At 64.4% G+C, this 18,623-nt stretch carries 11 protein-coding genes and 2 rRNA genes; 9 read left to right on the top strand and 4 right to left on the bottom strand.

Annotation, left to right across the window (positions count from 1 at the left end):
* Nucleotides 1-230 precede the first annotated feature (230 nt).
* Both ASG64_RS09450 and rrf read left to right on the top strand, forming a co-directional pair.
* A 23S ribosomal RNA gene (locus ASG64_RS09450) occupies nt 231-3,349 on the top strand.
* 144 nt (nt 3,350-3,493) lie between these two features.
* A 5S ribosomal RNA gene (gene rrf / locus ASG64_RS09445) occupies nt 3,494-3,610 on the top strand.
* A 235-nt stretch (nt 3,611-3,845) separates the two neighbouring features.
* Here rrf and ASG64_RS09440 read toward each other — a convergent pair.
* The 3 genes from ASG64_RS09440 to ASG64_RS09430 all read right to left on the bottom strand — a co-directional run bounded on the left by ASG64_RS09440 (nt 3,846) and on the right by ASG64_RS09430 (nt 7,531).
* Nucleotides 3,846-4,373 carry a gluconokinase gene (locus ASG64_RS09440; protein WP_235579531.1) on the bottom strand — a complete coding sequence of 176 codons (528 nt, stop codon included), beginning with the start codon at nt 4,371-4,373 and terminating at the stop codon, nt 3,846-3,848.
* Nucleotides 4,374-5,753, bottom strand: coding sequence for a GntP family permease (locus ASG64_RS09435; protein ID WP_056072339.1), 1,380 nt, complete (start codon nt 5,751-5,753; stop codon nt 4,374-4,376).
* 89 nt (nt 5,754-5,842) lie between these two features.
* On the bottom strand, nt 5,843-7,531 hold the full coding sequence (locus ASG64_RS09430) for an ABC-F family ATP-binding cassette domain-containing protein (protein ID WP_056072336.1): 1,689 nt from the start codon (nt 7,529-7,531) through the stop codon (nt 5,843-5,845).
* 38 nt (nt 7,532-7,569) lie between these two features.
* On the opposite strand from ASG64_RS09430, the gene ASG64_RS09425 reads away from it, so the two are divergent.
* Nucleotides 7,570-8,400 carry a Cof-type HAD-IIB family hydrolase gene (locus ASG64_RS09425; protein ID WP_056072333.1) on the top strand — a complete coding sequence of 277 codons (831 nt, stop codon included), beginning with the start codon at nt 7,570-7,572 and terminating at the stop codon, nt 8,398-8,400.
* Between the two features lie 10 nt (nt 8,401-8,410).
* Here ASG64_RS09425 and ASG64_RS09420 read toward each other — a convergent pair whose 3' ends face one another.
* The gene (locus ASG64_RS09420; RefSeq protein ID WP_042574825.1) at nt 8,411-10,474 is read right to left on the bottom strand and encodes an N-acetylmuramoyl-L-alanine amidase; all 2,064 of its coding nucleotides are present in this window, start codon (nt 10,472-10,474) and stop codon (nt 8,411-8,413) included.
* Between the two features lie 212 nt (nt 10,475-10,686).
* On the opposite strand from ASG64_RS09420, the gene glf reads away from it, so the two are divergent.
* From glf to ASG64_RS09390, 6 genes are all read left to right on the top strand, one after another.
* Nucleotides 10,687-11,886 carry a UDP-galactopyranose mutase gene (glf, locus tag ASG64_RS09415; protein WP_231568690.1) on the top strand — a complete coding sequence of 400 codons (1,200 nt, stop codon included), beginning with the start codon at nt 10,687-10,689 and terminating at the stop codon, nt 11,884-11,886.
* The gene (locus ASG64_RS22060; RefSeq protein ID WP_162245382.1) at nt 11,883-13,775 is read left to right on the top strand and encodes a glycosyltransferase; all 1,893 of its coding nucleotides are present in this window, start codon (nt 11,883-11,885) and stop codon (nt 13,773-13,775) included. The genes glf and ASG64_RS22060 overlap by 4 nt, the downstream gene beginning before the upstream one ends.
* Entirely contained in the window at nt 13,753-14,340 is a 588-nt protein-coding gene (locus ASG64_RS09405) for a phosphatase PAP2 family protein (RefSeq protein WP_042574827.1), read from the top strand. Before ASG64_RS22060 ends, ASG64_RS09405 begins: the two co-directional genes overlap by 23 nt.
* Nucleotides 14,337-15,242 (top strand): decaprenyl-phosphate phosphoribosyltransferase, encoded by a 906-nt coding sequence (locus ASG64_RS09400; RefSeq protein WP_056072330.1) that lies wholly within the window; start codon nt 14,337-14,339, stop codon nt 15,240-15,242. The genes ASG64_RS09405 and ASG64_RS09400 overlap by 4 nt, the downstream gene beginning before the upstream one ends.
* 49 nt (nt 15,243-15,291) lie before the next feature.
* Entirely contained in the window at nt 15,292-17,097 is a 1,806-nt protein-coding gene (zomB, locus tag ASG64_RS09395; RefSeq protein ID WP_442971131.1) for a flagellar motor control protein ZomB, read from the top strand.
* Between the two features lie 408 nt (nt 17,098-17,505).
* Nucleotides 17,506-18,462 (top strand): alpha/beta hydrolase, encoded by a 957-nt coding sequence (locus ASG64_RS09390; RefSeq protein WP_231568691.1) that lies wholly within the window; start codon nt 17,506-17,508, stop codon nt 18,460-18,462.
* Nucleotides 18,463-18,623: the final 161 nt, after the last annotated feature.

Below are 18,623 nucleotides of genomic sequence, written 5' to 3'. Positions count from 1 at the left end.
TGGAACACTGACAACCAGAGCCGGCAACAACGGTCACGCTCAGTCGTGACCAGTCGGCACTATATCGATGCACTGTTGGGTCCTGAAAGAACACGCAAGTGTTTTTTCTAGGCAAGAATGTATCTCCTTCGGATGTCTGGCATACCGCGCCTTCGGGTGGGCATGGTGCAGATGGGAGTTCGAAGGGGGTGTGTTGTTTGAGAACTGCACAGTGGACGCGAGCATCTTTGTTGTAAGTAATGAAGAGCGTACGGTGGATGCCTTGGCACCAGGAGCCGATGAAGGATAAGCCTCGGGGAGCTGTCAACCGAGCTGAGATCCGAGGGTGTCCGAATGGGGAAACCCAGCACGAGTGATGTCGTGTTACCTGCACCTGAATATATAGGGTGTGTGGAGGGAACGTGGGGAAGTGAAACATCTCAGTACCCACAGGAAGAGAAAACAACAGTGATTCCGTCAGTAGTGGCGAGCGAACGCGGAAGAGGCCAAACCATGTGCATGTGATACCCGGCAGGGGTTGTGCGTGTGGGGTTGTGGGGTTTGTTTTTGTCGATTCTGCCGGATCGGCCGACAGTAAGAAATCATGTGGTTAGTCGAAGTGGTCTGGGATGGCCTGTCGTAGAGGGTGAGAATCCCGTAGACGAAAACTGTGTGACTGTCGAAGTGAATGCCCAAGTAGCAGCGGGCCCGTGAAATCTGCTGTGAATCTGTCGGGACCACCCGATAAGCCTGAATACTCCCTGGTGACCGATAGCGGACTAGTACCGTGAGGGAAAGGTGAAAAGTACCCCGGGAGGGGAGTGAAATAGTACCTGAAACCGTGCGCTTACAATCCGTCAGAGCCTTCGAGTGACTTGTCACTGGGGGTGATGGCGTGCCTTTTGAAGAATGAGCCTGCGAGTTAGTGGTATGTGGCGAGGTTAACCCGTGTGGGGTAGCCGTAGCGAAAGCGAGTCCGAATAGGGCKWTMCAGTCGCATGCTCTAGACCCGAAGCGGAGTGATCTACCCATGGCCAGGGTGAAGCGACGGTAAGACGTCGTGGAGGCCCGAACCCACTTAGGTTGAAAACTGAGGGGATGAGTTGTGGGTAGGGGTGAAAGGCCAATCAAACTCCGTGATAGCTGGTTCTCCCCGAAATGCATTTAGGTGCAGCGTCGCGTGTTTCATCCTGGAGGTAGAGCTACTGGATGGTCTAGAGGGCCCACAAGCTTATCGAAATCAGCCAAACTCCGAATGCCAGGATGTGAGAGCGCGGCAGTGAGACTGCGGGCGATAAGGTTCGTAGTCGAGAGGGAAACAGCCCAGATCGCCGGCTAAGGCCCCTAAGCGTGTACTAAGTGGAAAAGGATGTGAAGTCGCGAAGACAACCAGGAGGTTGGCTTAGAAGCAGCCACCCTTGAAAGAGTGCGTAATAGCTCACTGGTCAAGTGATTTTGCGCCGACAATGTAGCGGGGCTCAAGTACACCGCCGAAGCCGCGGCATTCGCACAATAGCCCGCGCACATCCTACGGGGTGTGTGCCAGGTGTGTGGATGGGTAGGGGAGCGTCGTGTGGCCAGGGAAGCGCCGGAGTGATCCAGGTGTGGAGGCCACGCGAGTGAGAATGCAGGCATGAGTAGCGAAAGACGAGTGAGAAACTCGTCCGCCGAATGATCAAGGGTTCCTGGGCCAGGTTAATCCGCCCAGGGTGAGTCGGGACCTAAGGCGAGGCCGACAGGCGTAGTCGATGGACAACGGGTTGATATTCCCGTACCCGTGTATCCGCGCCCATGATGAATCAGGAGTACTAACCGTCCAGAGCCACCAGGAGCACCTTCGGGTGCCGGGTGTGGTGATGCACGGGACCTTTCCTGGTAGTAGTCAAGCGATGGGGTGACGCAGGAAGGTAGCTGAGCCAGTCAGTGGTAACACTGGTGTAAGCCTGTAGGGCGAGACCTAGGCAAATCCGGGTCTCACACAGCCTGAGAGGTGATGCATAGCCGAATGAGGCGAATTCAGTGATCCTATGCTGCCGAGAAAAGCCTCTAGCGAGCTGGTACACGGCCCGTACCCCAAACCGACACAGGTGATCAGGTAGAGAATACCAAGGCGATCGAGATAACTATGGTTAAGGAACTCGGCAAAATGCCCCCGTAACTTCGGGAGAAGGGGGACCCCTGCTGGTGATCACTCTTGCAGTGTGAGCTGGTGTGGGTCGCAGAGACCAGTGAGAAGCGACTGTTTACTAAAAACACAGGTCCGTGCGAAGTCGTAAGACGATGTATACGGACTGACGCCTGCCCGGTGCTGGAAGGTTAAGAGGACCGGTTAGTTCTTCGGAGCGAAGCTGAGAATTTAAGCCCCAGTAAACGGCGGTGGTAACTATAACCATCCTAAGGTAGCGAAATTCCTTGTCGGGTAAGTTCCGACCTGCACGAATGGCGTAACGACTTCTCAGCTGTCTCAACCATAGACTCGGCGAAATTGCATTACGAGTAAAGATGCTCGTTACGCGCGGCAGGACGAAAAGACCCCGGGACCTTCACTACAGCTTGGTATTGGTGTTCGGTTCGGTTTGTGTAGGATAGGTGGGAGACTGTGAAGCATGCACGCCAGTGTGTGTGGAGTCGTTGTTGAAATACCACTCTGATCGTATTGGATACCTCAACCTCGGACCATGATCTGGTTCAGGGACAGTGCCTGGTGGGTAGTTTAACTGGGGCGGTTGCCTCCCAAAATGTAACGGAGGCGCCCAAAGGTTCCCTCAGCCTGGTTGGCAATCAGGTGTCGAGTGCAAGTGCACAAGGGAGCTTGACTGTGAGACTGACAAGTCGAGCAGGGACGAAAGTCGGGACTAGTGATCCGGCACCGGCAAGTGGAAGCGGTGTCGCTCAACGGATAAAAGGTACCCCGGGGATAACAGGCTGATCTTCCCCAAGAGTCCATATCGACGGGATGGTTTGGCACCTCGATGTCGGCTCGTCGCATCCTGGGGCTGGAGTAGGTCCCAAGGGTTGGGCTGTTCGCCCATTAAAGCGGCACGCGAGCTGGGTTTAGAACGTCGTGAGACAGTTCGGTCTCTATCCGCCGCGCGCGTCAGAAACTTGAGGAAGGCTGTCCCTAGTACGAGAGGACCGGGACGGACGAACCTCTGGTGTGCCAGTTGTTCCACCAGGAGCACCGCTGGTTAGCTACGTTCGGAAGGGATAACCGCTGAAAGCATCTAAGCGGGAAGCCTGTTCCAAGATGAGGTTTCTCACCCCCTCGAGGGGGTAAGGCCCCCGGCAGACCACCGGGTTGATAGGCCAGAACTGGAAGCCCAGCAATGGGTGCAGGTGACTGGTACTAATAGGCCGAGGACTTACCACAAAGAAGCTACGCGTCCACTGTGCAGTATCTGAGACAACACACGAGTTGKTCAGCAGATAACTGAAACCCGCACCACAACCACCACACCACCCCAACGGGGTGACGGTGGGAGTGTGTGCCTCGTGCTCTGTTGTTTCACAGAGTTTCGGTGGCCATAGCGGAGGGGAAACGCCCGGACCCATTCCGAACCCGGAAGCTAAGCCCTCCAGCGCCGATGGTACTGCACCCGACAGGGTGTGGGAGAGTAGGACACCGCCGAACAACCCTTCACAGAAAGCCCCCCGACCACAGGTCGGGGGGCCCATCGCCAGCACGACCATCGTCGCGTANGGAAGCTAAGCCCTCCAGCGCCGATGGTACTGCACCCGACAGGGTGTGGGAGAGTAGGACACCGCCGAACAACCCTTCACAGAAAGCCCCCCGACCACAGGTCGGGGGGCTTTCTGCATTCACGGGTCCTCCCGCGCACCAACGAGATTCAGCGCTGCGTGAGTTCCTACGTCCGTGTGAACCCGACGGCGTCCAGAGCCGACGCAACGACCTTCTCGACGCCGTTCACATCGGGAACGCCGGCGCCGTTCTCGTCCGATTGCAGATTCTCCAACGTGTCGAACTGGGACTGGAGGAGGGACGGCGGCATGAAGTGCCGGCGCTTGGACATCCGGTCGAGCAGAGTGTCGTAGTCGGCCTGCAGATGAACGAAGAACAGCTCCGTATATCCCTCTCGGAGCCAATTCCTGTAGAGCCTCGTCAAGGCCGAGCACGCAGTGACCGAGGTTTCCCCGCGTGCCGCCACCCGACCGATCTCCTGTGCCACGGCAGCGAGCCACGGCTTCCGGTCGTCGTCGTCCAGCGGGTGCCCTGCCGACATCTTCTCGATGTTCGACGCAGGGTGGAGTTTGTCCCCCTCGATGAACGTGCTGCCGAGCTTCGTGGCGAGGGCGCTCCCCACCGTCGTCTTCCCGGTACCGGACACCCCCATGACGATGATGTGGCGCGGAAGTTCCTGTGCAGGTTCCTGCACTCAGAACACCACCCAGAGCAGTGATGCCAGCGCGAAGACCGCAAGTCCCAGTGTCGTTTCCATGACCGTCCATGTCTTGAGTGTCGTTTTCTCGTCCATGCCGAAGAATCGGCTGACGAGCCAGAAGCCGGAATCGTTGACGTGGGAGAGCACGGTTGCTCCCGCCGCGATCGCGAACACCAGCAGTGCGATATCGAAGTTACCCAACCCCACTTCCGCGACCTGTGCCGACACCAGGCCCGCGGTCGTCGTGAGTGCTACTGTGGCGCTCCCCTGGGCCACGCGTAGGGCTGCCGCGATCAGGAACGCCTGCAGGATCAGCGAGAATCCTAGGTCGGAGAGAGACTCCGTCAGGGAGGCGCCGATACCACTGGCGCGGAGGACGCCACCGAACATCCCGCCGGCGCCGGTGATGAGGATGATCGCGCAGACCGGTCCGAGAGCGTCGTCCATGAGCGCCGTGGCCTTGGAGACGCTGAACCGCCCGGGTGCGAGGACTACGAGAGACAGAAGCACGGTCAGGAGCAACGCGACGGGCGTCTGGCCCAGCAGGATGAGGGCATCTGCCCAGGGCGCGTCCTCCGAGATCGCGCCGGCTGTCTGCAGCGTCGACACCCCGGTGTTGAGGCAGATCAGGATCAGCGGGAAGAGGAGTACCCCGAGAACGGCGATGAAGCGCGGGGGTGCGTAGGTGGGAGCATCAGCATCCTCGGCATCCCCGAACAGTGCAGCAGGCGTCGTCACGAACCGACGGCCGAGGCGGGTACCGACGAGGTACGAGCCGACGAACCACGCCACGACTGCCACCGGCACACCCAGGATCAAGGTGAGACCGATGTCGCCACCCGTGAGGTCGGCCGCGGCGACGGGACCCGGATGCGGTGGAACGATCGCGTGCATCGCGGCGAAGGCACCGGCTGTCGGCAACGCGTAGAGCAGGATCGAGCCACCGAAGCGTCGCGCCACCGAGAAGATGATCGGCAGGAAGATGACCAGGCCGGCGTCGAAAAAGATCGGGAAACCGAAGATCAGTGCCGCCACGCCGAGGGCGAACGGTGCACGCTTCTCCCCGAACCTGGCGATCAGCGTGTCCGCGAGAACCTGTGCCCCGCCGGTCCGTTCGAGCAGTCGACCCAGCATGACGCCGAGAGCGACGAGCAGCGCGACGCTGCCGAGTGTCCCGCCGAAGCCGGTGAGCAGCGTGTCCGGCACGTCCCCGAGAGGGATGCCGGCGGCAACCGCGGTCAGCAGACTCACCAGTACCAGCGACAGGAAGGCGTGGAGCTTGACCTTCATGATGAGGACAAGCAGAAGTGCGACCGCGATGGCCGCCACGCTCAGCAGATAGGCGGTGCCGTGCACCGGTTCCATGATGTCCACGCCGCATCACCTTTCACAGGAAACGACCTCGACACTAACGTCGCGATACGGCTCTACACGTGCGCCTGCGCCTCACCGTGTCCGAATCGTCACGTACACCGGGTGCGTGCGACTCTGGCTTCGTCCCACACCGGCTCCGACGACTCGTAGACCTTCCCGTCGGATCCGAAGACGAGGAACCGATCGAAGCTCTTGGCGAACCAACGGTCGTGAGTCACGGTGATCACTGTGCCGTCGAACGCGACGATGGCGTCCTGCAACGAGTCCGCCGACTCGAGATCGAGGTTGTCGGTCGGCTCGTCGAGAAGCAGCATCGTGGCTCCGGACAGCTCGAGCAACAGGATCTGCAGGCGGGCCTGCTGACCTCCGGACAGGTCGTCGTACTTCTGTTCCGCCTGTCGGGACAACCCGTATCTGTCGAGCGCGCGGGATGCAGCCTCGCGGCCCATGCCGTCGCGGTGCGAGGTACCCGTGTGCATGATGTCCAGCAGCGTATTGCCCTCGAGATCGGGCCGCGTGTGAGTCTGCGCGAAAAGGCCCGGTCGGACTCTGGCGCCCAGAGTTGCTGTGCCACTGTGCGGTACGGGTGCGATGTCCAACTCGCTGACGGGGAGGTGCTCGGTCGCGGGGTCGGTTCCACCGGCAGCGAGCAACCGCAGGAAGTGTGACTTGCCCGAGCCGTTGGAGCCCAGCACGGCCACACGGTCGCCGTACCAGATCTCCGTGTCGAACGGCTGCATCAGACCGGTCAGCTCGAGTCCGGTGCAGACGAGCGCGCGTTTCGCGGTGCGGCCACCCGTCAGGCGAACCGCCACGTTCTGACGCAGCGGAACTGCTTCCGGGGGTCCGGCCTCCTCGAACTTCGCCAGTCGCGTCTGCGCTGCGTGGTAGCGGGAGGCGACACCGTCGTTGAACTTCGACTTCTCCCGCAGGCGCAAGACCAATGCCCGCAACTTGATCCGCTCCTCGTCCCACCGAGCGCGGAGTTCGTCCAGCCGAGCGTTGCGCTTCTCGCGCGCCTCGGTATAGGTGGAGAAGTCGCCGCCGTGGACCCAGGCGGATGCACCGTTCACCCCCGGCTCCAGTGTGACGATGCGAGTCGCGGCCGTGGCCAACAACTCTCGGTCGTGACTGATGAACAGGACCGACTTGTCCGACGCCGCGATCGTGCGCTCGAGCCAACGCTTTCCCGGAACGTCGAGGTAGTTGTCGGGCTCGTCGAGAAGCAGCAGTTGGTCGTTTCCCGCGAACAGGGCTTCGAGCACGAGGCGCTTCTGCTCACCTCCACTGAGCGTCGATGCGGCGCGCCACTTCGCACGATCGAACGGCATCCCCATCGCCGACATGGTGACCTCGTCCCAGAACGGCTCGAGGTCGTATCCGCCGACATCGCCCCAATCGGAGAGCGCCTGCGCGTACGCCATCTGGGTCGCCTCGTCGTCGCGATCGATCATCGCGTTCTCGGTGTCGTCGAGAAGCCGAGCCGACCGGCGTACCTGCTCCGTACATACCGACAGCAGCAGATCCCGCACCGTGGTGTCGTCGCGGACCTGCCCGACGAACTGACGCATCACCCCGAGCGTGCCCGATCTTCCGACGGTGCCCTCGTCCGGAGCGATGTCGCCGGCCACGATCCGGGTGATGGTCGTCTTGCCCGTTCCGTTCGGACCGATCAAGGCCGTCTTCGCGCCGTCGCCCACACGGAACGACACTCCGTCGAGCAACTGGCGCCCGTCGGGCAGGAAGTAGTCGACGTCGGACAGTTCGAGATGGGACACGGGACATCAGACTACGGACGTTCGTGCAGACTTGACCGATGCAGCACACAGAGCGACCGCGACCGAGGCTCGTCGCATCGGACGTCGACGGCACCCTCATCGATCATCACGAGCGCGTGACCGCCCGTACGAAGGCGGCCGTTCATGCCGTTGCCGCCGCCGGGGACACCTTCGTCCTCTCGACCGGTCGCCCGCCGCGGTGGATCAGCCCCATCGTCGACCAGCTGGGCTACGCACCGATGTCGGTGTGCGCGAACGGCGCGGTGATCTACGACAGCGAGAACGATCGCATCGTGTCCGCTCGGACCCTGAGCGTGTCCGATCTCGCCGAACTGGCGGCGCTGGCGGAATCACTGATCGAGGGCTGTGGCCTCGCTGTCGAGCGCGTCGGTCGCAGCGCTCACGACGCCGCGACTCCGCAGTTCGTCAGCTCGCCCGGATACGAGCACGCATGGCTCAATCCCGACAACACCGAGACCTCGCCCGAGGACGTGCTGTCGGCACCTGCCGTGAAACTGCTGATCCGGCAGTCGTCGATGACCAGTGGCGACATGGCGGCGGCGTTGTCGTCCCACGTCGAGCACCTGGCCGACGTGACGTTCTCGACCGACAACGGACTCATCGAACTGAGTGCGCCGGGGGTGTCCAAGGCGTCCGGACTGCTCGAGATCGCCCGAACCCTGGGTATCGACGCATCCGAGATGGTCGCGTTCGGCGACATGCCGAACGACATCCCGATGCTGTCGATGGTGGGCCACGGCGTCGCGATGGCGAATGCTCACCCCGCCGCGATCGCCGTGGCCGACGAAGTCACCACGAGCAACGCGGACGACGGTGTCGCCCGCGTGCTCGAACGGTGGTGGACCTGACCCGGCGGTGTCAGCCGACGGGTGCGGGCTCCGGTGCGGGTGCTGCCTCGGGGACCGGTGCGACCAGGCCGTCGGCAGGAGCGCCGGCGTTCATTTCCGCTGTGTAGGTGTCGGTGAACGTCTTCACCACCGTCGTGACGATTCCGGTGACCTCGTCGAAGGACAGCGAACCGTTCTCGAAGTCGGACTGCCACCCGTTCGGGATGCGGTACTCGTCCGAGGTCGGGAGCCCGAGCGAGCCGGATTCCGATCCCATGGCGACGAACTGCTTGAAGATCTGTCCCAGCACCGAGACCACCTGGCCGCTGGGCGTGGTGTAGATCGACCCGTTGGTGAAGTCGGCGCGTGTCTGGCCCTCCGGTGCTGCGAGCAGACCGGTCAGAGCGGCACCGAGTCGACCGGACTCGCCACCCTCGGCCACCCACTTCTGGACGATCGGGTTCTGCACACCCATCGCCAACAGCTCGGAGACCAGGCCGGTCAGCGTCGTTCCCGGGGCCGGTGACGCAGCATCGACGCTGGGCGGTGCGACGAGACCGTCGGTGCCGGGTGTCGCACCGTCAGGTGTCGTCGTGTCGGGTGTGGCGGGAGTCGTCGGAGCCGACGTCCCGTTGAGGTTCGCCGCGGCGATCGAGCGGATCTCGTCCATGCGGCCGTACGCGGCGTCGCCCGGGCATTCGGTGTTGCCGACATCGCGGTGCGCGAAGATCACCGGCAGATCGATCGACTTGCCCTGCTGGACGAAGGTGTACTGCGTGCCTTCCGAGGTCATCGTGGTCTGTCCCTGCGGATCCAGACCGGCCTTGCCGAGACGCCAGCCGAGGAACTTGCCGGCCGCGTCGAGCGACTCCTGAGTCGGCTGCTCGGTGCTGTAGTCACCCATCAGCGCGAGACCGACAGTGTTCTCGTTGAAGCCGCCGGCGTGCGCGCCCTCGACGTTGCGGTCCAGGCCGCCTGCGCGACCCTCGAAGACCTGGCCGTACTTGTCCACCAGCACGTTGTAGCCGATGTCGCACCAGCCCAGCGTCTGCGCGTGGTACGCGTAGATCGCTCGGACGATGCCCGCGGACTCGTCCTTGGTGTAGTTGTTGCTGCCCGCGGTGTGGTGCACGGTGGCACCGCCCAGGGAGTCGTCGTACGTGGGGGATCCGCAGCGCTTGGACTCGTCGGCGCCCCACTGCGCGCGGGTGATCACCGAGGGGCCGGAACCCTCGACGGGACTCGCGATGTCACTCAGCGTGCTGTCGGCGGCCGAGGTTCCGGGCGTGATCAGCACGGCGGTGGCCGCGGCGAGCGTGTCCGCGATCGGTTCCGCACGCAGGGGGCGTGACGACGATGCGGGCACGTAGCCCAGGTCCTGAGCGACAGGAGCGGCCGGCGCGACAGGATCGGCTGCATCGGGAAGCGGTGCGGGCGCAGGGTCCACCGGGAACGCCGGATCGGCCGGGTTCAGCGCAGCGCCGGCAGGAACGGTGGGTGTCAGCAGGAACTGCACGCGCTTGGTCATGCCCACGAAGATGGGTTCGGTGCCCGCGGACACCGTGGGAACGTCGCTGTCGGTGCGTCCCGTGTCGATCGGCTGCGTCTCGTTCCACGGCCCCCAGGAACCGTCGTCGAGCTGGGCGCGAACGCGGGCGACAGCGGAGCCGAGCTGATCGGCGGTGAGCGCCACCATGCTGAACGGGGTCTCCTGCGAGACCTCCTTGACGACTGCGCCGGCATCGGCGGGGTCGACCGGAGCGGGCGGCGGAGTGGGAGCGGCGGCCGGGACCTCGGGGACGGTGAGCCCCGGGATGGCCGGAATCTCGAAGGAGTCCGGCAGCGACAGGTCGCGCAGCGAGCCCAGGTCGATGTCGGGCAGGTCGAGACCCGTCAGCTCCTTCAGCGGGATGACGATGTCGGGGGCGTTCGCGAGCGCCAACTTGGCGATCTGCGTGGGCACGACGGCTGTCTCGTCGTTGGCCGCGCGTACACCGGACGTGCTGTCCCCGACTGCGTAGACCACGACAGGGCTCGTGACCGCGAGTGCGGCGACGACGCCCAAGATCAGTGATGGCTTCGGTCGACGGTGCAAGACGATTTCTCCCCTGGTAGGCGGTGCTACGCGGTCAGCGTCACATGTGACAGATGTGACTCATGTGATAGGTGATGCGCAACAGACGTCACAGTAACCACAGAATGGTCAACCATCAACCTCAAGTAGAGGGTTCGGCCAGGTGTTCGAACGAATGCGTCCCACGCGAGGGTTGCGGGACCACTACACGGCGTCGGATACCCTGGTCACCCGTGACTGATACTTCGCGAGGCCAGTACGATCTCATCGTCGTGGGGTCCGGCTTCTACGGCCTCACCATCGCCGAACGAAGCGCCACGGAGCTGGGAAAACGAGTGCTCGTCCTGGACCGACGTTCGCACATCGGCGGCAACGCCTACTCGGAGCCCGAGCCGCAGACCGGCATCGAGATCCACAAGTACGGCGCCCACCTGTTCCACACGTCCAACGAGAAGGTGTGGGACTACGTCACCCGCTTCACCGAGTTCACGGGCTACCAGCACCGCGTCTTCGCGCTGCACAAGGGCCAGGCGTACCAGTTCCCGATGGGCCTCGGCCTGGTGTCGCAGTTCTTCGGCCGGTACTTCACCCCTGCCGAGGCGCGCGCACTCATCGAGGAACAGTCCAGCGAGATCTCCGTCGAGGACGCGTCGAACCTCGAGGAGAAGGGGATCGCGCTGATCGGGCGCCCCCTCTACGAGGCGTTCGTCCGCGACTACACGGCCAAGCAGTGGCAGACCGACCCCAAGGATCTGCCCGCCGGCAACATCGCCCGGCTCCCCGTCCGGTACACGTTCGACAATCGCTACTTCAACGACACGCACGAAGGTCTGCCGGTGGACGGGTACACCGCGTGGCTCGAGAACATGGCGAAGAGCGATCTGATCGAGGTGCGCCTGGACACCGACTGGTTCGACGTCCGTGACGCCCTCCGCGCCGAGAGCCCGGACGCGCCCGTCGTCTACACCGGGCCCCTGGACCGCTACTTCGACTTCGCCGATGGCGAGTTGGGTTGGCGCACACTCGATTTCGAGACCGAGGTGCTCGACACCGGAGACTTCCAGGGCACGCCCGTCATGAACTACAACGACGCGGACGTTCCCTTCACGAGAATTCACGAGTTCCGGCACTTCCACCCCGAGCGCGACTACCCGGCCGACAAGACCGTCATCATGCGCGAGTACTCGCGCTTCGCGGAGTCCGGCGACGAGCCGTACTACCCCATCAACACACCCGACGACCGCGCGAAGGTGACCGCCTACCGCGAGCGGGCGAAGCGCGAAACCGCCGAGAACTCGGTGCTGTTCGGCGGGCGCCTGGGCACTTATCAGTACCTCGACATGCACATGGCCATCGCCAGCGCGTTGACCACGTTCGAGAACACTCTGCGTCCGCACCTCGAATCCGGTGCGCCGCTGGGAGATTCGGCGTGAGCGCCGACACCCTGCTCGGTGTGTCACTGCTCCAGCGCATTCTGCTCCCGCGAGCCGGGGAGCCGCTGGACGTCCGGACCCTCTACACCGACGAGGCGCGTACCAACCCTCGTCGCGCGCACTCGCTCTCCCGCACGTCTGTCTCCATCGGCTCCGAGTCGGAGGTGTCGTTCGGGACGTACTTCAACGCGTTCCCGGCCAGCTACTGGCGCCGCTACAGCACGTTGACCTCCGTGGTGCTGCAGGTGGAGGTCGTCGGGCACTGCCGCGTCGATGTCTACCGCTCCAAGGCCGACGGTTCCCGTATCCACGTGCAGGGCAAGGACACCGACGGCGCGCAGATCACCGCGGCCGCCGGGACGACACTCGAGTTCGAGGTGGACCTCGGTCCCTTCGAGGACGGTGGATGGATCTGGTTCGACGTCACCACCGACACCGACGTCGAGTTGACGGCAGCCGGCTGGTTCGCACCCGTCGAGGCGCCGGGTCGCGGAACCGTCGCGATCGGAATCCCCACCTTCAACCGGCCGACCGACTGTGTGAAGGCGCTGACCGCCATCGCGTCGGATCCGCTCGTCATGGCCGTCGTCGATGCCGTGATCGTGCCCGACCAGGGCACCCGGAAGGTGCGCGACGAGCCCGGCTTCGACGACGCCGCCGCCGCGTTCGGTGATCTGCTGAGCATCCACGACCAGGCCAACCTCGGTGGATCCGGCGGTTACAGCCGCATCATGTACGAGGCGCTCGAGAACACCGACGCCGAGCACATCCTCTTCATGGACGACGACATCGAGATCGAGCCCGACTCGATCCTGCGCGCTCTGGCCATGGCTCGTTTCGCCAAGGTTCCGACGCTCGTCGGCGGCCAGATGCTGAACCTGCAGGCCCGTAGCCATCTGCACGTGATGGGCGAGAAGATCGACACCGGCATCTTCATGTGGGGCGGGGCGCAGAACGTCGAGTACGACCACGACTTCTCGGAGAAGCCGCTGCGTGAATCCAAGCTTCTCCATCGCCGGATCGACGTGGACTACAACGGCTGGTGGATGTGCCTGATCCCACGCGTCGTGGCCGAGACCGTCGGCCAACCGCTGCCGCTGTTCATCAAGTGGGACGACGCCGAGTACGGGCTTCGGGCCCGTGATGCCGGCTTCCCGACGGTGACGCTTCCCGGTGCCGCGATCTGGCACATGGCGTGGAGCGACAAGGACGATGCGATCGACTGGCAGGCCTACTTCCACCTGCGCAACCGCCTGGTCGTGGCGTCGCTGCACATGCCGGGATCGGCGCGCGGGCTGGTGCTGAACACCGTCAAGGCCACGATGAAGCATCTGCTCTGCCTCGAGTACTCGACCGTCGCGATCCAGAACATGGCCATCCGCGACTTCCTGGCAGGGCCCGAGCACATCATGGAGATCCTCCCGACCGCGTTGGCCGAGGTCCATCGGGTGCGCAAGCAGTATCCCGATGCCGTCGTCGTACCGTCGTCGACTCTCCTTCCGGCTCCCAGCGGTGCCGACGTGCCCGCGGTGGGATCACCGGTCGGTCCTGCGGCGAAGGTGTCGCGGCTGGCCAAGGGCGTCCTGAACAACCTGAAGGCGGCCAAGGGGGAGCATCACGACCGGCCGCAGCTCAATGTGCCGACCCTCGACGCACGGTGGTACCTGCTCTCGCAGGTCGACGGCGTCACCGTCACCACCGCCGACGGCCGCGGAGTCGTCTACCGCAAGCGTGACCCGAAGATCGCGTCGGCGCTGCTCACCGAGTCGATCGCGTTGCGACGCGAACTGCTCGCCCGCTTCCCCGAACTGTCCGACCGGTACCGTCGCGCCGTGCCCGAACTCACCAGCAAGGAGCGTTGGGAACGTGTCTTCAGCTACCCGAACTGAGGGAACCGCCAACCTGGACGTCCGGGCGCTGCTCGCGGTCCAGGACAGTGTCGGGTCGTTGCCGGGCGCCGTGCGCGCTGCCCGTGGCATGTCTCACTTCGGTGAGCATGCCCTCGGCTGGATCGCCATCGGCGGTATCGGTGCGCTCGTCGACGCCGACCGTCGCGAGAAGTGGGCTTCCGTCGCGGTCGGTGCGGTCGGCGCGCACGCCGCATCGATCGTCGTCAAGCGCATCTCGCGCCGCCGACGCCCGACGCATCCGTCGGTGCGCATCGGTGTGAGTACACCCAGCAAATTCAGTTTTCCGTCCTCCCACGCCACGTCCACGACGGCCGCCGCCCTGCTGATCGGGCGGGCCACCGGCCTCCCCGTGGCAGCGGCGATCGTGCCCTCCATGCTCGTGTCCCGTCTGGTGCTCGGAGTTCACTATCCTTCGGACGTGGTGGTGGGGTCCGCGCTCGGCGCGTTGGCCGCAGCAGCAACGGTGCGTGTGGAGAAGAACGTGGCGGTTCGATTCGGTCCGACTGTCGGAGACGCAGCGGCCACGACAGCAGGAGAAGCATGAGCGAGGAACCCGTCGTCGTCGGCGCGCCGTCGAAAAATCTGGCGTCAGGCATCGTCAAAGCAGTCCGGCCCCGCCAGTGGGTCAAGAACGTGCTGGTTCTCGCGGCGCCGCTCGCCGCCGGATCGGTGACCGAGAGTTCGGTCCTTCTTCCGGTCGCGCTCGCGTTCCTGGTCTTCTGCATGGCCGCGTCCGGCATCTACCTGGTCAACGACGCGATGGATGTCGAGGCCGACCGAGCTCATCCCACCAAGCGGTTCCGGCCCATCGCGGCGGGCGTTCTCCCGGTCAATCTCGCGTTCGCGATGGCGGTGGTGCTGCTCGGCGGCGCGATCGGCCTGTCGTTCCTGGCCAACTGGAACCTCGCGGTCGTCATGGGCGTGTACATCGGCGTCCAGCTGGCCTACTGCTTCGGCCTCAAGCACCAGGCCGTGCTCGACATCTGCATCGTGTCGTCGGGCTTCCTGCTGCGGGCGATCGCCGGCGGAGTCGCCGCCGACATCCCGCTGTCGCAGTGGTTCCTGCTGATCATGGCGTTCGGTTCGCTGTTCATGGCGGCCGGCAAGCGCTACGCGGAACTGCAGTTGGCGGAGCGCACCGGCGCGAAGATCCGCAAGTCGCTCGAGAACTACACCACCACCTACCTGCGCTTCGTGTGGACGCTGAGTGCGACCGCGGTGGTCATCTGTTACGGCCTGTGGGCGTTCGACCAGGACGCCAAGAACGGCACCAGCATGTTCGCCATCTCGATGGTTCCGTTCACGGTCGCTATCCTGCGATACGCAGTCGACGTCGACGGCGGCGAAGCGGGTGAGCCGGAGGAGATCGCGCTCGGAGATCGGGTGCTCCAACTGCTCGCCATCGTGTGGATCGGAGTGGTGGGTGTCGCTGTCTACCTCGCATGAGGATGTGACAGATCTTCCTGGCGACGACGAGTCGCGGGTGACCGACGCGGTGGAGACACCGCGGTGGGCCCGAGTGACCGGCGCCGTCGGCATCGTCGTGGTCGGAATCCTCGCGTTCGTGGGGGCGTGGGACCGTCGATGGATCGCCGACGACGGCTTGATCGTGCTGCGCACGGTGCGGAATCTGCTCGCCGGCAACGGTCCCGTCTTCAATGCGGGCGAGCGTGTCGAGACCAACACCAGCGCTGCCTGGACCTACGTGGTCTATGCGTTCTCCTGGCTCAGTGGTGTGCGCCTCGAGTACGTCGTCCTGACCATCGCCTTGGTTCTGACGACGGCGGCCGTGGTGGTCGCCATGATCGGCACCGCACGTCTGTACTCGGGCCGCGCGGTGCTGGTGCTCCCCGCGGGAGCGATCGTCTACATCGCGGTTCCCCCGGCGCGAGACTTCGCGACGTCGGGACTCGAGTCGTGCCTGGTGATCTTCTGGATCGCCGTCCTGTGGTGGCTGATGGTCCGGTGGGCGGATCGGCGACAGCCGACTCCGTCGCCGGCTCTGGTGCTGGTGATCGCATTATGGGGCGGCCTCTCGCCGCTGGTCCGGCCGGAACTGGTCATCGTCGGCGGTCTCGCGCTGCTCATGCTGGTGATTGCCTCGCCGGGGTGGGTGCTGCGCGGAGCGATCGTGGTCGTGGCGGGACTCCTGCCGGTCGGCTACCAGATCTGGCGCATGGGCTACTACGCCCTGCCGTACCCCAACACGGCCGTCTCCAAGGACGCGGGCGGAGCCAAGTGGGCACAGGGCTCGACGTACCTGTGGAACCTGGTCGGCCCGTACGCCCTATGGGTGCCGGCGCTGCTGGTCCTGGGCGGGGCACTGATCGCTCTGACCCGACAGCAGCGCTCCCGGCCCTCACGCGGTGACGTGAGCCTTCTGTCGCGGGTTCGCACACCCGGGGCAATGGTGACCTTCGCGTTGGTCGCCGGCCTGATCTCGGCGGTCTACGCGGTCCGTGTCGGCGGCGACTTCATGCACGGCCGCACACTTCTTCCGGCGCTGTTCCTTCTCCTGCTTCCGGTGGCGGTCGTCCCGATCCCGCTGCGCCGCGGCACGGTCGCGCTGGTCTCCTGCGTCGCGCTGTGGCTGGGAATCGTCGTGTGGGCGGTCTTCGCCGCCACCACGACCGGAATGCCGCAGGGCACCACCGTCGGGCGTAGCGGCATCGTCGACGAACGCGCGTTCTACTCGCAGAACACCGGCCACCGGCATCCGATCCTGGCGAGCGACTATCTGGACTACCCGCGCATGCGGGCAATGGTGCAGACCATCGAGAACACTCCGGACGGCGGACTGCTGCTGCCGTCCGCACAGTTCACCTACTGGGATGTCGTGCCGCCACCGCTGCCCATTCCCGAGGGCGGCGCCGAGCACGTCGTCTACTTCCTCAATCTCGGCATGACGAGCATGAACGTCGGGCTGGACGTCCGCGTGCTCGATCAGATGGGTCTCGCGTATCCGTTGGCCGCTCACACCGAACGTCTGGACAACGGCCGCATCGGACACGACAAGAACCTGTACACGGATTGGGTCGTGGCGGACACCGGAATGGTGGACGTCCATCCCTTCCTGCCGTTCTACCTGGACGAGGAATGGGTCGACCAGGCTCAGGTGGCGTTGACCTGTCCGCAGACGCAGGCGCTGCTGACGTCGTACCGGTCGGACCTGACGAGAGCTCGGTTCATCCAGAACTTCAAGAGTGCGTTGGACTTCGCGGCGTACAGATTCGACCGGGTGCCGGAGTACGAAATACAACGGTGTAATTTGGAACCGCCCCCAGAACGCCCCGCGCCTTGACGCCGTTCGCATCTCGCCCCGAAGTGAGATCCGCGTCACAGTCCGATCACCGGGTCGTGGCGTTTCTGTCTCGGAGTCGTACCGATCCGACAGGTGTGGCTGGATTCTGGCATCTCGTTTGTGTAACGCTGTCCACGTCGGCGGAGATATGTGTAGATGATGTGCGTCGACGCGCACGGTTGCCCGAGGGGCGACTACGCGCGGAAGACGAGACCGACGGTGGATGTTCCGGGTTCCTATTCGGACCATCGCCCGAGATCGATCGACGAAGCGGTGCGGCCGACCGGCTGCACGGAACTGTGAGAGGCCGAATGTATGCGTGACGGGTCCGTTACCGATGTCGCTGGTGACGACAGCGCTCAGCCGCGGAAGGCTTCACGCCTTCGCGCACCCCGAGTAGGCCGACGTATGCGTCAGGCTCTCGTGTCCACCGTGATGGCCGCCGCCATCCCCCTCGGCCTCGCGGTCGTGGGAACCGGGCCCGCCGCTAACGCTGCATTCGACCCGGGTGCCCAGGATTTCTGGGTCGGGTCGTCCATGGGTGACATCAAGAGCCGTGTCTGGCGTGCAGCGGACGGCAACACGAACCGTGTCGTCTACCTGCTCGACGGACTGCGCGCCACGAACGACATCAGCGGCTGGGAGACCGAGACCAACGCAGGCGCATTCCTGGCCAGCTTCAACATCAACGTCGTCGAGCCCGTCGGTGGAGAGTCGAGCTTCTACTCCGACTGGTACGCACCGTCGAACTTCAACGGACAGCGCACCACGTACAAGTGGGAGACCTTCCTGACCCAGGATCTGCGCAACGCTCTGCGCGATCGCCTGGGCTTCCGGTCCAGCCGCAACGGCGTCGTCGGCCTGTCGATGGGTGGCAGCGCCGCCCTGACGCTCGCCGCGTACCACCCGGACCAGTTCAGCTACGCCGGTTCGCTCTCCGGTTACCTGAACATCTCGGCTCCCGGTATGCGTGAGGCCATCCGTCTCGCGATGCTCGACGCCGGTCGCTACAACGTCGACAGCATGTGGGGACCCCCGTGGAACCCGGCGTGGCTGCGCAACGACCCGTTCGTGTTCGCGCCTCGCCTGCGTGACAACGGCACCCGCGTGTGGGTCTCGGCCGCCAGCGGCCTGCCCGGTGCCTACGACCGCCCGGTCGCACCGATCGACTTCTACAACACTGCCAACGGCATGGGCCTCGAAGCTCTCGCCCTGGCGAACAGCCGCGCCTTCCAGGTGCGGATGGCCTCGATCGGCGCGAACAACGTGACTTACAGCTTCCCGGCACAGGGAACGCACCGGTGGGGCTACTGGCAGGACCAGATCTACCAGCTCGCCCCCGACCTCAGCGCCAACATCGGCTGACGTCACCCCTTCTCGACCGACAGCCCCGACCCTCGCACCACGCGAGCCGTCGGGGCTGTCGTGCGTCGCGGGTCGATCCGTCCCGGCGTCGCGACTCCAGTAACATTTGCACCACCAGTAACAGCGAGCCTCCGTCGTACGGTCACCTCCACCGTGTAGAA

It is taken from the genome of Rhodococcus sp. Leaf247 (genome assembly GCF_001426185.1).
Classification (GTDB): Bacteria; Actinomycetota; Actinomycetes; order Mycobacteriales; family Mycobacteriaceae; genus Rhodococcoides.
The sequence above is the reverse complement of the archived record's forward strand: the minus strand, read 5'-3'. Positions and strand labels throughout refer to the sequence as shown.